12 protein-coding genes are annotated in these 13,719 nt (G+C 66.5%); 1 reads left to right on the plus strand and 11 read right to left on the minus strand.

Annotation, left to right across the window (positions count from 1 at the left end):
• Positions 1–8: 8 nt before the first annotated feature.
• From tatC to EP380_RS11865, 10 genes are all read right to left on the minus strand, one after another.
• Positions 9–854, minus strand: coding sequence for a twin-arginine translocase subunit TatC (tatC, locus tag EP380_RS11820; protein ID WP_420845859.1), 846 nt, complete (start codon positions 852–854; stop codon positions 9–11).
• A gap of 41 nt (positions 855–895) precedes the next feature.
• Positions 896–1,510 carry a Sec-independent protein translocase protein TatB gene (gene tatB / locus EP380_RS11825; protein WP_106569209.1) on the minus strand — a complete coding sequence of 205 codons (615 nt, stop codon included), beginning with the start codon at positions 1,508–1,510 and terminating at the stop codon, positions 896–898.
• A 41-nt stretch (positions 1,511–1,551) separates the two neighbouring features.
• Positions 1,552–1,779, minus strand: a complete 228-nt coding sequence (locus tag EP380_RS11830; protein WP_106569208.1) for a twin-arginine translocase TatA/TatE family subunit — start codon at positions 1,777–1,779, stop codon at positions 1,552–1,554.
• Positions 1,780–1,815: 36 nt separating this feature from the next.
• Positions 1,816–2,940 (minus strand): ABC transporter ATP-binding protein, encoded by a 1,125-nt coding sequence (locus tag EP380_RS11835; RefSeq protein WP_106569207.1) that lies wholly within the window; start codon positions 2,938–2,940, stop codon positions 1,816–1,818.
• A 45-nt stretch (positions 2,941–2,985) separates the two neighbouring features.
• Positions 2,986–3,699: an SMC-Scp complex subunit ScpB gene (scpB, locus tag EP380_RS11840; RefSeq protein ID WP_238719842.1), complete on the minus strand. Its 714-nt coding sequence runs from the start codon at positions 3,697–3,699 to the stop codon at positions 2,986–2,988.
• A gap of 25 nt (positions 3,700–3,724) precedes the next feature.
• Positions 3,725–4,528, minus strand: a complete 804-nt coding sequence (locus tag EP380_RS11845; RefSeq protein ID WP_106569205.1) for a segregation and condensation protein A — start codon at positions 4,526–4,528, stop codon at positions 3,725–3,727.
• Positions 4,529–4,597: 69 nt separating this feature from the next.
• Complete coding sequence (nagZ, locus tag EP380_RS11850; protein WP_127598777.1) at positions 4,598–5,617, minus strand: beta-N-acetylhexosaminidase; 1,020 nt, start codon at positions 5,615–5,617, stop codon at positions 4,598–4,600.
• Between the two features lie 129 nt (positions 5,618–5,746).
• Complete coding sequence (locus EP380_RS11855; RefSeq protein WP_127598778.1) at positions 5,747–8,704, minus strand: SPOR domain-containing protein; 2,958 nt, start codon at positions 8,702–8,704, stop codon at positions 5,747–5,749.
• 103 nt (positions 8,705–8,807) lie between these two features.
• Positions 8,808–10,565, minus strand: coding sequence for an arginine--tRNA ligase (gene argS / locus EP380_RS11860; protein WP_106569202.1), 1,758 nt, complete (start codon positions 10,563–10,565; stop codon positions 8,808–8,810).
• A 48-nt stretch (positions 10,566–10,613) separates the two neighbouring features.
• Complete coding sequence (locus EP380_RS11865) at positions 10,614–11,837, minus strand: deoxyguanosinetriphosphate triphosphohydrolase (RefSeq protein ID WP_127598779.1); 1,224 nt, start codon at positions 11,835–11,837, stop codon at positions 10,614–10,616.
• A gap of 68 nt (positions 11,838–11,905) precedes the next feature.
• Here EP380_RS11865 and erpA point away from each other — a divergent pair, with 68 nt between their 5' ends.
• Positions 11,906–12,256, plus strand: coding sequence for an iron-sulfur cluster insertion protein ErpA (gene erpA / locus EP380_RS11870; protein ID WP_106569200.1), 351 nt, complete (start codon positions 11,906–11,908; stop codon positions 12,254–12,256).
• A 79-nt stretch (positions 12,257–12,335) separates the two neighbouring features.
• Here the strand turns inward: erpA and EP380_RS11875 are convergent, their stop codons facing one another.
• Positions 12,336–13,706: a uracil-xanthine permease family protein gene (locus EP380_RS11875; protein WP_127598780.1), complete on the minus strand. Its 1,371-nt coding sequence runs from the start codon at positions 13,704–13,706 to the stop codon at positions 12,336–12,338.
• Between the last annotated feature and the right edge of the window lie 13 nt (positions 13,707–13,719).

The following is a 13,719-nucleotide window of genomic DNA, read 5'->3' on the forward strand; positions in this document are numbered from 1 at the left end:
CGAGCGCCTTACGAGGGACGCCTCGCGTCCTCGTCGCCGGCTTCGGAAGCCGCGGGCTCCGCTTGGGCTGGATCGGGTTCGTCACCATCCGTTTGCGCCTCGTCCCGGGCTGCGCGCTCTTCCGCGCGCTTCTTCTCGACCATGCGCGCCAGCCAGATCGAGACCTCGTAGAGAAGGATCGTCGGCAGGGCGAGGCCGAGCTGGCTGACGGGATCGGGCGGGGTCAGCACCGCGGCGACGATAAAGGCGATGACGATGGCGTATTTGCGCTTGTCGGCCAGCCCCGCCGAACTCAAAAGCTCGACCCGCGTCATCAGCGTGGTGACGACCGGAAGCTGGAACACCAGGCCGAAGGAAAAGATCAGCGTCATGATCAGGCTGAGATATTCCGACACTTTCGGCAACAGCGAGATCTGGATTTCCTGATCGGGCGACACCTGCTGCATCGACAGGAAGAACCACATCACCATCGGCGTGAAGAAGAAATAGACCAGCGCGCCGCCGATCAGGAACAGGATCGGCGAAGCGATCAGAAACGGCAGGAACGCGCGACGCTCGTTGCGGTAGAGGCCGGGCGCGACGAATTTGTAGATCTGGCCGGCGATCACCGGAAAGGCGATCACCAGCCCGCCGAACATGGCGAGCTTGATCTGGGTGAAAAAGAACTCCTGCGGCGCGGTGTAGATCAGGTCGACCTTGTCGGCGTCGAGACCGGCCCAGGCGGTCGCCCACTGAAACGGGATCACCAGCAGGTTGAAAATGTCCTTGGCAAAAAAGAAGCAGACCAGGAAGGCGACGAAAAAACCGCCGATCGACCACATCAGCCGCGTACGCAGCTCGATCAAATGATCCATCAGCGGGGCCGACGATTTGTCGATGTCGTCGTCGTGGACGTTCACGAGGATGCCCCGGTCTTCTTGGCCGGCGCCTTGCGCGTTGCCGGTCTGGGTTTGGAGGTCTTGGCAGCCGGCTTGGCGCGCGCGCCCGCAGCCGTTTTCTTCGCCGGCGACGCGGCAGCCTTGCCGGCCGGCTTGGCCTTGGCCGCGGCGCCGGTTGCGGCAGTGGATTTGGCCGCGGTCTTCCTCTTGCCAGGCACGGTCGCCGCCGGTTTTGCCGCTGCGGCCCCCGGCATCGCCGTCGGCCCGGCCTTAGCCGGCTCGGCCGGCGCCGCTTCGGCGTCGGGCGCCGCGGTCTTGGCCGGTTTCGGCTTCATCATATCGTCGAGGCCGGCGCGCACATCCGCGGCCGCCTTTTCCATCGGATTGAGCGCTTTCTTGATTTCCGAGGTTGGATTGAGCTTGCGCGCGCTGTCGAGGGTCGACTTGACGTCGTCAAGCTCGGCCTCCTTCAGCGCCTCGTCGAACTGCTTGCGGAAATCGCCCGCCATCGAGCGCATCTTGGACGTCGTGCGCCCGAACGCGCGCAGCATGCGCGGCAAGTCCTTCGGCCCCACGATCACGATCAGAACGACCGCGACCACGAGCATTTCCGGCCAACCGATGTCGAACATGGCTCAGCTTCCGGCAGCCTGCGACCGGGGCTCGCGCCCCGTCAGGACTTGGTTGCCTTTTCCTTGGTCGAGGAGGCGGGCGCGCTTTCGTCGTCGCGGTGCTCGACGGTCTTGGCGTTGGCCGCCTCGTCCTCGTCCGACATGCCTTTCTTGAAGCTTTTGATTCCCTTGGCCATGTCGCCCATCAACTCTGGAATCTTGCCGCGCCCGAACAGCAGCAGCACGACCACGAGCACGATAAGCCAGTGCCAGATCGAGAAGGTTCCCATTACAAACCCTTTTATGAACGCGTTTCGTTCCCAGATTTAGGCGTTTTCGGTCCCGCTTTCAAACACAAGCACATCAGACTTTCGCACCGTAAGCCAGATATCGCGTGCACCGGCAGGCAAAACGCCGCATCGAATGCGTGCCCGAATCGAGGTTTCGGCGCCCGGAACCGCAAGTTCCAGCGCCTCCGCCTCGCCCAGGAAGCGCCGGGATATCACTCTTGCCGCCGTCCCGCCATCCTTTTCGCACGGCTCTATGCCGGAGAGCCGCACGGCAACGGTGACGGGCGCGCCATCGCCGATGCCGGGTGCCGCGAACTGGCCGAGCGGCGTATCGACCCGGCCCGCGCCCGCCCTGGCCTCGAACAGGTTGAGCTCGGAAAAGAAACCGGCGACGAACAGGTCGGCCGGTTTTTCGAACAGGGCCTGCGCCGGCCCCATCTGCACCAGCCGCCCGTTTTTCAAGAGCGCGATTCGATCGCTCATGCGCATCGCCTCCTCGGCGTCGTGGGTGACCACGATCGCCGTCGCCCGGCTCTCGCGCAGGATCGCCAGCGTTTCGGCGCGCACGGTGTCCTTCAGGCGCGAATCGAGCCCGGAGAACGGCTCGTCCAGCAACAGCACCGCCGGGCGTGGCGCAAGCGCCCTCGCAAGCGCCACGCGCTGCTGTTCGCCGCCGGAGAGAATATGCGGGAAGGACTGGGCATGATGCTCCAAGCCGACGCGCACCAGCGCTGCCATCGCCTCGCGCCTGGCTTCTCCCGACGACAGCGCGGTCAGGCCGAAGCGCACATTGTCGAGGATCGACAGATGCGGAAACAGGGCGAAATCCTGGAACACCAGGCCGATCGAGCGCCGCTCCGGCGGCACGAACACCGACGGTCCGGAAATTTCGCGATCGTTGAGCAGCACACGCCCGCGCGTCTGCGTCTCGATGCCGGCGGCGATCCTCAGAAGCGTCGTCTTGCCCGAGCCGGAGGGACCGAGCAAACAAAGCACCTCGCCCGGTTCGGCGCTCAGCGAGACGCCGCGCAGCGTTTCGTTCCGATTGTCGAAGGAATGCCACACATTGTCGAAGGACAGGCGCGCGGCAAAGGACACACCGGCGGGAAGGCGCCCTGCCCGTTCACCCGGCTTCCGCCTTGTCTTTTCTGCCTGCGCCATTTCGCCTGTCACGGATATGCGCCGCGACGACACGCGGCGCCTCCGTCAATCATCCCCGCCGCGGGGTGTCAACAGGCCGAGCTCCTCCAGGTCGATGTCGGTCAGCGGCTCTTCGTCCTCGGTAAGCTCGTCGGGATCGGTCGGCGGCAGCGGCACGGAGAAATTGGCCGGCATGCGCGCCGACAACAGGCCCGCGCCCTTCAATTCGTCGATGCCCGGCAGGTCGCGCAGCTCGCCGAGCCCGAAATGGTCGAGAAAGGTCAAGGTGGTGCCATAGGTGACCGGGCGGCCGGGCGTGCGCCGCCGGCCGCGCATTTTCACCCAGCCGGTTTCCATCAGCGTGTCCAGCGTGCCCTTGGAGGTTTCGACGCCGCGGATTTCCTCGATCTCGGCGCGCGTCACCGGCTGGTGATAGGCGATGATGGCCAGCACCTCGAGTGCCGCACGCGACAATTTCTTCTGCTGCACGGCGTCGCGGCTCATCAGGAAGGACAGATCGCCCGCGGTGCGGAATGCCCAGGACTCCTCGATCCTGACCAGGTTGACGCCGCGCTTTTCGTAAAACTTCTGCAGCGACGCCATGATCGCGGAAATGTCGACGCCTTCGGGCATGCGCATGGCCAGCGCCTTTTCGCTGACCGGCTCGGCCGACGCGAACACGATCGCCTCGGCCATGCGCATGGCCTCCACCAGGTGCAGCCGCTCGGCCGGGTTGTCGTTCAGCGGATCGGCGTCGAGGGCATTCCCGTCGTCCGGCATGGACAGCGCGTTCGCCCGGCTGCTTTCAGACATGGCTTCCCTCGCTGGGCACGTGTTCCGGCGGCCGGGCGCGCATGAAAAGCGGCGCGAACGGCTCGGTCTGGCGAATTTCGATCGCGCCTTCGCGCACCATTTCGAGCGAGGCGGCAAACGAGCTGGCGAGCGCGGTGGCGCGCTCTTCCGGTACGGTCAGATACTCGATCAGGAACCGGTCGAGCGCGGTCCAGTCCTTGATCCTGCCGACCAGGCGCGACAGCACCGCGCGCGCGTCCTGGAGCGACCACACCGTGCGCTTGGCGATCCGCACATTGGTGACCGCCTGACGCTGGCGCTGTCCGGCATAGGCGGTCAGCAGATCGTAGAGCGAGGCGCTATATTCGGTCCGGCGTTCCAGGATCACCGCTTCGGGCATGCCGCGGGCCATCACGTCGCGACCGAGCCGGTTGCGGTTCACCAGGCGCGCGGCGGCATCGCGCATCGCCTCCAGCCGCTTGAGGCGGAATTGCAGGATCGCGGCCAGTTCCTCGCCGCTTTCGCCCTCGTCGCTGTCCTGCTTGGGGATCAGCAGCTTCGACTTCAAAAAGGCGAGCCAGGCGGCCATCACCAGATAGTCGGCGGCAATCTCGAGGCGCAGCTTGCGAGCCTCGTCGACGAAAGCCAGATATTGCTCGGCAAGCGCCAGGATCGAGATGCGGGCAAGATCCACCTTCTGGGTACGCGCCAGGTGCAGGAGCAGGTCGAGCGGTCCCTCGAAACCGGCGACGTCGACGACGAGCGCCGGCGCGGCCGGATCGCGCCGCTCCTCGCTTTCCGTCCACAGGCGCTCCATCGGCGCCTTGTCCTGGCCTGAATTCTTCTGGATCGCTCCCAAATCCTTACCCTGTTCAAAGGCCGGGGCTTACGCCACCGACCGGGCCAACGCGTCGAATTCCGCCCTGGCCAGCATTTCGCTCTCGCTCGACGCGCCCGCCCGCAAATCGAGGGCCCGCCGCGCCCGCTCCAGCGCCCGACCGGCGAGCGCGGGGGTCGCGGCCGCGACCGCCGCCATCTCGTCCATGACGCCGTTGCAGTGAAGAACCACATCGCAGCCGGCCGCAAGAATCGCCCGGGCTTTTTGCGAGAAATCCCCAGAAAGCGCCTTCATGGAGACGTCGTCGCTCATCAACAAACCGTCGAAACCGATCTCGCCACGGATAATGTCGCCGATCACGCGCGCAGAGGTGGTGGCGGGATTGTCGGGGTCGATCTCCTGGTAGACAATGTGCGCCGTCATCGCCATCGGCAGGTCGGCGAGTGCGGCGAACGGTGCGAAATCGACCGCGCGCAGGACGTCCAGCGAGGCTTCGACCACCGGAAGCGCCTTGTGGCTGTCGCAGCGCGCTCGTCCGTGTCCGGGCATGTGTTTCATCACCGGCAGCACGCCGCCGGCCAAAAGCCCATCGGCCGCCGCGCGCCCCATCGCCGCGACCACGGCCGGGTCGCCGGCATAGGCGCGCTTGCCGATGACATCGTCGGCGCCATCCACCGGCACGTCGAGCACCGGCAGGCAGTCGGCGTCGATACCGTGACGGGCGAGGTCGAAAGCGTGCAGGCGCGACATCAGCCAGGCCGCGCGCAGCCCAGCCGCCGGGTCGGCGGCATGGATCGCGCCAAGCGCGCCGGCCGAGGGATAGTCGGGCGCCAGCGGCGGGCGCAGCCGCTGCACCCGGCCGCCCTCCTGGTCGACGAAGACCGGCGCATCCGGCCGGCCGACGCTCTCGCGCAGGTCGGAAACCAGGCGCAGCACCTGCGGCGTGTCGGCGACGTTGCGGGCAAAAAGAATGAAGCCCCAGGGTTTTTCCCGGCGAAAGAAGGCCTCTTCCTCAGCGGTGAGTTCGGCCCCGACACAGCCGAGGATCATTGCTTTTGATTCGCTCATTGCGACAGATTAGCCCGTCTTGGCTTGCCGCGCACTGACCACAGCCGAGCCTCATCCGGAAACGGTTCGGGCCGCTTCGCAGCGGCCCGACGTTTCGATGCAGAGTGGTCATCGGCCCGACGGCCGGCATTATTTGGCGACGAAACAGCTTCCGCCGGCGGCCTTGTACTGCTCGCACAGCCTGGTCGCCTCGGCGCGGCTTCCCGCCGGGATCCGCACCCGCCAGAACGTGCCCTTGCCGGCGATGTCGGCCTTGACGATATTGACGCCGCGCCCGTTCAGGATCGAGCCGTAACGCGCCGACAGATTGGCATAGCTTTTCTGGGCGCCTTCCGGCGAGGGCTGCGAGGCGATCTGCATCGACCATTCGCCCGGCTTCGGCGCCCTGGTGTCGAGGGCCGCGACCTCGGTCTGGCGATTGGCCTGCGCGGTGTTGCCGACGATCTCCACCGGCTGGTCGGACGGGCGGGTCGGCGCGACCGGACCGCGATCGGGAACCTTCTGTGTGCCGGATTGCCGGATCGTGGTGGTTTCGACCACGCGAACCGGCGCGTTGTCTGCCTCGGCCTGGGCCGGTGCGGCAACCTCGTCGGACGTTCCGGCACCGCCGACATCCGCAGCGCCGTTCCGGGCATCCGGCGCGTCCGCGGCGACCGGTTCCGGTGCAGGCGTCGCGGCAACCGGTTCGGGCGCGGGGGCGGCGGGCTCGAGAGGCGCCGGCGCGGGTTCGACCTCCGCCGCCGTCGCGACCTCGAGCGGTTCCTCGCGCGGCACCAGCGTGCCGTCCGGCTTGACAATCATGGTGCGTACCCTGCGCGGTGCGACCAGCGCCGGCTCTTCGCCGGCGACGCCCGGCAGGTTGGACGTCTCGGGCGCGACCCTGTCTTCGGACTTGCCCGCTGCCGCACCCGCCGCGTCGGGCGCGCCCGGGGTGACATCGCGCACGGCGAGATCGACCGGCTCTTCGGCGGCCGACAGCAGTTTTTCCTGTGTCGGCGCGGCCGGCTCGTCGCCACCGGCGACCCGTTCATAGACGATCTTGTCCTCGTTCGGCACGGTCACGCCGCCAGGCGTTTCCGGTCGCACCTTGACCGGCGACGGATCGGCCTTGACCATTGCAGGCGCGGCTTCGGGGTCGCCAGATCCGAACGACAGCGCGAAGGCCGATATGCCCCCGACGACGGCAACGCCGGCAACCAGCGCCGCAATCATCAGCCCGCGACGGCCTGAAGGCTGTGCCTCGTCGGCCGCCTCCGCGTGCGGAGCCGCCCCGTGAAAGGCGGCGGCAAGCTCGCCATCGTCGGGCGCATGCAACTGCTGAAAGGCCTCGTCCGGCCACCCGGCCGCCATGGCCTGTTCCTGGCCGGCCGCTTCGTCGAAACCGTGAGGCTGCCAGGCTGCACCGTCGTCGCCCTGCTCGGGGGCTGCGAAATCGAACGTATCGTCGAGGGCGAGGTCTGCCTCGTCGAGCCCGAGCGCGAAATCCTCCGGCGCGGCTTCCTGCGAAACCCGCCGCTCGGCGGCAAGCGACGCCGCGTCGGTGGCGCGCGGCCAGCCCTGCGGCTGGGAGGCGCCGGAACTGTCGCGATTCAACTCGTCGAAAGCCGAGGCGAACTCCATGTCGAGCTCGTCGGCGAGGTCGAGCCGGGGCTCCTCTTCCTGCACGAATTCCGGGATGCCGGTTTCGTCGGCGATCTCGACACCGGCTTCCGGCACGTCGACCGTCTCGATCGCGGGCGCCTCGGCAGCGCGGGCGAAACCGGCGCGCGCCCCACCCAGGGCAGCCGCTGCCGCACCGGCGCCGATTGCGGCACTCTCCGCGGCGATAGGCGCGGTCGGCGGCGCCTCAGCCTGCTGTGCCGGCGCGTCGAAGCCGACCGGCGTCGCCGCCTCGACAGGCTGGGTTTCGGTCCAGCCGGCCATATCCGGCTCGCTCCGCTCGAACTGCGCCTGCCTCCACGCTTCCTCGCCGGTGACGAGCTGGGCACCCGCCTGCTCGTCGGGCGCGGCCGGCGCGTCGTCGATAGGCGCGGACACGTCGTCGTCCGGCATGGCGACCTGCGTGGCCTCCGGTTGCACCGGCTGCGGCGCGACCGGGGTTGCTCGGTCGAACACGAAAGGCCGATCGCCCTCGTCGGGGTGCGGCGCGGCCGGCTCGAAGCCCTGGTCCATATGCGCCAGAACATCGTCCTGGAAATCGTCGGCGACCGAGGCGCTCGCACGCTCGTCAGCATAAAACGGGCTGGTTTCGGTTTCGGGGGCGTCATCCCGGAAATCGGCCTGCATGAATGGATCGGGCGCAGCCGGTGTCGCGACCGCATGGTCGCGCGCTTCGATAGCCGGGCCCTGCCCCTCTTCGCGCGCCTGCGGCAGCGTTTCGACACCCCGCACCGGTTCCGGTGCCGGCGGCGACGCCATCGCTGCAAGTTCTGCGAATGGATCGAAAACCGGTTCGTCGGCAGCCGCGGCCTGGTCGGCGCGCTCCGCGGGCTCCCACGCATCCGCCGGCGCCGCCATGCCAACTGGCTCGGCAGTCTCGTGCCGCGGCGCGGTCGAAAAACCGGCCCCTTCGCCGCCGTCGTGAACCGGATCGGTCGCCGGTTGCGGATCGGCCCGCGAAAAATTCAAATCCACGAACGCGGCCGCGTCGTCGGCCTGGCCGAAATCGACAGGCGGCGGCGCGGCAGCCGCCGCTGCGGGGCCAGCGTCCAGATAGGAAGGCGCCCTTGCCCCTTCGTCTTGGGCCTGCTGGCCTTCATTGTCGGATGCGCCCGTATCGCCGCCGAATGTCTCCAGCGAAGCCGAAAACTCCGCTGCCAGCTCGTCCTCGAAGGCCTGACCGAGTTCGGGAAGGGATTGCGCGTCGGCCGCCGGCTCTTCCGGCTGGCGTGGATGCCGGGCGGGCGGATCAAGGTCCTGTTCCAACTCCCCCATCAATTCGCGTTCGAGATCGATGCCGAAATCGTCGGCATCGCTCGCGCCGGACGTTTCCGGCATACCGCCCATGATCCGGGTCAGTTCCGCCAGGGGATCGTTTTCGGCGAAGTCATCGTCGCGCTTCACCTTCAACTGCTTGAGGTCTGCCATACCCATTTCCGCACTCACACTCGCCCGGGCGCCGAAAACGCCGCGAGTTTCTGGCCGTTACCAGCCCATTGTGGGCAAAAGGTGACAGGTTTTACCGTGTCGCCTAGCGCATTTCTTCCGGCGCGTCGGCTCCCAACAGACCCAGTCCCGACGTCAAGACATCAGAGACCACCTGCACCAATCCCAGTCTAGCCTGGGTCAAGACTGGGTCATTAACCTTAATAAACCGTAAGTCTTCATTGTCGGTGCCGCGGTTCCACAAGGCATGGAACTGGCTGGCGAGGTCATAGAGGTAAAATGCGATCCGGTGCGGCTCGTGTGCGAGCGCCGCGGCTTCGATCATGCGCGGATATTCGGCCACCTTTCTGACCAGCGCGATCTCGGCGTCGTCGGTCAGCCGTTCCGAAGCCCGCGACAGGCTCTGCCGGTCGAGCCCGTCCGCGCCGATTTGCTCGGCCGCCTGCCGGAACACCGAATGCGAGCGCGCGGAGGCGTACTGGACGTAGAAGACGGGATTGTCCTTGGTCTGCTCCGTCACCTTGGCAAAGTCGAAATCAAGCGGCGCGTCGCTCTTGCGATAAAGCATCATGAAGCGGATCGCGTCGCGTCCGACCTCGTCGACCACCTCGCGCAGCGTCACGAATTCGCCCGCGCGCTTGGACATGCGCACCGGCTCCCCGCCCCGGTAAAGCTTGACCAGCTGGCACAAAAGCACCGTCAGCTTGATGTCGCCGCCAGAAATCGCGCGCGCCAGCGCCTCGAGCCGCTTGACGTAGCCGCCGTGATCGGCGCCGAGCACGAAGATCAGTTCTTCGAAGCCGCGGGCGTATTTGTCCTTCATATAGGCGACGTCGGCGGCGAAATAGGTGAACGCCCCGTCCGACTTGACCAGCGGACGGTCGATATCGTCGCCGACCTCGGTCGAGCGGAACAGGGTCTGTTCGCGGTCTTCCCAATCCTCCGGCTTCTGCCCCTTCGGTGGCGGCAGCTTGCCCTTGTAGACATGGCCCTTCATCGTCAGATCGGCGATCGCGGTGCGAATGGCGCGCGCGCCGTCGGCATGCAGGCCGCGTTCGGAAAAGAACACGTCGTGACACACGTTGAGCGCGGCGAGATCGTCGCGGATCATGTCCATCATCGCGTCGATGGTGCGCTCCTTGACCAGGCCGAGCGCCTTGTCCTCGGCCATGCCGAGCAGAGACTGGCCGTATTCGTCGGCCAGCGCCTTGCCGACCGGCTTGAGATAGTCGCCCGGATAGAGACCCGCGGGAATCTCGCCGATCTTCTCGCCGAGCGCCTCGCGGTAGCGCAGCAGCGCCGAGCGGGCCAGAACGTCGATCTGCGCGCCAGCGTCGTTGATGTAATATTCCTTGGTAACCTCGAAGCCGGCAAAACCCATCAGATTGGCCAGCGTGTCGCCGACGACGGCGCCGCGGCAATGGCCGACATGCATCGGCCCGGTCGGATTGGCCGAAACATATTCGACATTGACCTTGCGCCCCGCCCCGACGGTCGAGCGGCCGTAATCGCGGCCGGCGGCCAGCATTTCGCGCAGCCGCGCCTGCCAGAATCCGTGGCCGAGCGTCAGGTTGATGAAGCCGGGCCCCGCCACGTCGACGGCGGCGACCTCGGGATCGGCAGCGAGCCGTTGGGCGATCCGCCCTGCGAGCGCGCGCGGATTCTCGCCGACCGCTTTCGACAGCACCATCGCCGCATTCGTGGCGATATCGCCGTGCGCGGCGTCACGTGGCGGCTCGACCGTCAGGCGCGAATAGTCCAGGGGACCGCCCGAAACGGGCTGAAGGTCGAGCGAAGCGATCGCCTTCGTGATCCGATCGCGGAAATCGGCAAAAATGTTCATGGGTCAACGTCCGGGTAAAAACGGGGCCGGCTTGGGCTGCGCGAGGCCCTATCCGATCTCGGGCGTATGGTCAAACAGACGCCGATGCTCCTTGATCGCGTAGGTATCGGTCATGCCGGCCAGGAAATCGGCGACATGGCGGGCTTTGACCGCCTCGTCGGCGCGCTCAAGAATCCCGCGCCAGCCCTCCGGCATCGCGGCCGGGTCGGCGAGGTAGGCGCCAAACAGGTCGCGCACGATGCGCTCGGCATCGGCGCGCACAGCCATCACGTCGGGATGACGGTAGAGATTGGCGTATAAAAACGCCTTCAGCGCCTTCTCGTCGTCGCGCATCGCCGCCGAAAAGCGGACGATCGTATCGCCTGCCGCGCGCACGTCGCCGCTACTTGCCGGTTTCAGCGCGGCGAGCCGGTCGCGGGCGGTCACGATGACATCCTCGACCATGCGCGTAATCTGGCGGCGCATCAGTTCGTGGCCCGTGCGCACCGGGTCGAGCCCTGGATAAAGAGCGCGCACCTCCGCCAGGATGGCGGCCGCGAAAGGAACCTCCTCCAGCATGTCGAGCGTCAGCAGCCCCGAGCGCAGGCCGTCGTCGATGTCGTGTGCGTCATAGGCGATGTCGTCGGCGATCGCGGCTGCTTGCGCCTCCAGCGAGGCGTGCGAGGCGAGATCGAGCGGAAACAGCACGTCGAAATCCGCGATCGTGCGCGGCAGCGGACCGTCGAGCCCCTTGCCCTCGGCGTCGGTCAGCGGACCGTTGTGCTTGACCAGCCCTTCCAGCGTCTCCCAGCTCAGATTGAGGCCGTCGAAATCCGCATAGCGGCTTTCCAGCCGGGTGACGACGCGCAGCGACTGGGCGTTGTGGTCGAAGCCGCCGGCGAACCCCATCACGGCGTTGAGCGCGTCCTCGCCGGTATGGCCGAACGGGGTATGGCCGAAATCGTGCACCAGCGCGACCGCCTCGGCGAGATCCTCGTCGAGGAACAAGGCGCGCGCTAGGCCGCGCGCAATCTGGGCGACCTCGATCGAATGGGTCAGCCGCGTGCGATAGTGATCGGCCTCGTGGGCGATGAAGACCTGGGTCTTATGTTTCAGCCGGCGAAAAGCGGTCGAATGGATGATGCGGTCGCGATCGCGCTGGAAGGGCGTGCGGGTACGGCTTTCCTGTTCGGGGTAAAACCGGCCGCGCGTCGCGTCCGGGTCGCAGGCATAGGCCGCCCGCGGCCTGTAGCCAAAGCCGATATGTGAAAATTGTGATGCGTGATCGGACATGAAGCGCCGGTTGACTTGCGGTATGGCGCTTCATACCTATGGAGGGAGTGCGAACACAAGGTGACGCCATGGGCGCGGACGCATTAACAGGCAAGAAGGGCGTCGAACTGACCGACGCCGCGGCGAAGCGGATCGCCAAGATCATGGCCGGCGAACCGGGCAAGACGGCCCTGCGGGTCGCGGTCGAAGGCGGCGGCTGCTCGGGCTTTTCCTACACGTTCGACCTGGTCGAGGCGCGCAACGACGACGACGTGGCCATCGAGAAGGATGGCGCGACGGTGTTGATCGACGAGATTTCGCTGGTCTATCTCGGCGGCTCGGTGATCGACTTCGTCGACGATTTGATGGGCCAGTCCTTCCAGATCAAAAACCCCAATGCCGTCGCTTCCTGCGGCTGCGGAACCAGCTTCTCAATCTGAACCCTCGCCCGCGATAAGGCTTTGCGCCCCGCGAACCGGCCGCGAACGCATCACGCGGCCGGGCTCGTATCCTTCGCCGTCAGTCGAGTTCTTCCGGCAATACGAGATTGAGCACAACCGCCAGGAACGCCGACGGCAGCAGGCCCGAGGTCAACAGGATCTGCGCGGTCTTGGGCAGATGCTGGAGCGCTCCCGGCTCGAGCTGAAGGCCGAGCCCGACCGACAGCGACACGGCGAAGATCACCATGTTGCGCCGGTTCCAGGTGACGTCGGACAGCATGTTGATGCCGGCCGCGGCCACCATGCCGAACATGACGATCACGCCGCCGCCGAGCACGGTGATGGGAATGGTGGAAATCACCGCCCCGACCTTGGGGATCAAGCCGCACAGGATCAGGAAGATCGCGCCGTAGGTAACGACGTGACGGCTCATCACCCCGGTCATCGAGATCAGGCCGACATTCTGGCTGAAGGACGTGTTGGGCAGGCCGCCGAAAATGCCCGCGATTGCCGTTCCCAGCCCATCGGCATAGGTGGCGCCGGAGATCTCGCGGTCGGTCGCCTCGCGGCCGGCACCGCCCTTGGTGATGCCCGACACGTCGCCGACCGTCTCGATGGCCGAGATCACAGCCATGAAGCACATGCCGATGATGGCCGCGGCCGACAGTTCAAAACCCCATTTGAACGGCACCGGCACGGCGACCCAGCCGGCCGTGCCGACATTGTTGAAATTGACCATGCCCATCATCAGCGCCACGACGTAACCGGCGATCAGGCCGAGCAGCACCGCCGCGATCGACCACATGCCCTTGGCGAAAAATTTCAAGAGCAGCGTCACCACGACTACCACCAGGGCGACGCTCCAATTGGCCAGGCTGCCATATTCGGGTTTGCCGATCAGCGGCACGCCGCCGGCCGCGTACTGGATACCGACCTTGATCAGGGCGAGCCCGATCATCAGCACGATCAGGCCGGTGACAAGCGGCGGCAGCGCGAAACGCAGCCGGCCGATGAAGGTGCCGAGAAAGAAGTGGAAAATGCCGCCGATCAAGACGCCGCCCATCAGCGCGCCCATCGCCGCGACGCCGCCGCTGGCCACGATCGGTATCATCACCGGCAGGAAGGCGAAGCTCGTGCCCTGTACGATCGGCAGGCGCCCACCGACCGGCCCCATGCCGATCGTCTGGAACAAGGTAGCGATACCGGCAAACAGCATCGACATCTGGATCATGTAGATCAGGTTCGGAAAGTCGGGCGAATTGGATCCGAAGCCGAAGCCCGCCGCCCCGGCCACGATGATCGCCGGCGTCACGTTCGAGACGAACATGGCCAGCACGTGCTGGATGCCGAGTGGCACGGCCTGTGTGATCGGCGGCGTGTAGTCGGGATCGCGAAGTCGTTGCCTGAGCCCCGCGGCACTTGCCGGGTCGGTGGTCGTTGTGTCAGTCATGGTCGTTGTCCCC

It is taken from the genome of Nitratireductor alexandrii (assembly GCF_004000215.1).
GTDB lineage: Bacteria > Pseudomonadota > Alphaproteobacteria > Rhizobiales > Rhizobiaceae > Mangrovimarina > Mangrovimarina alexandrii.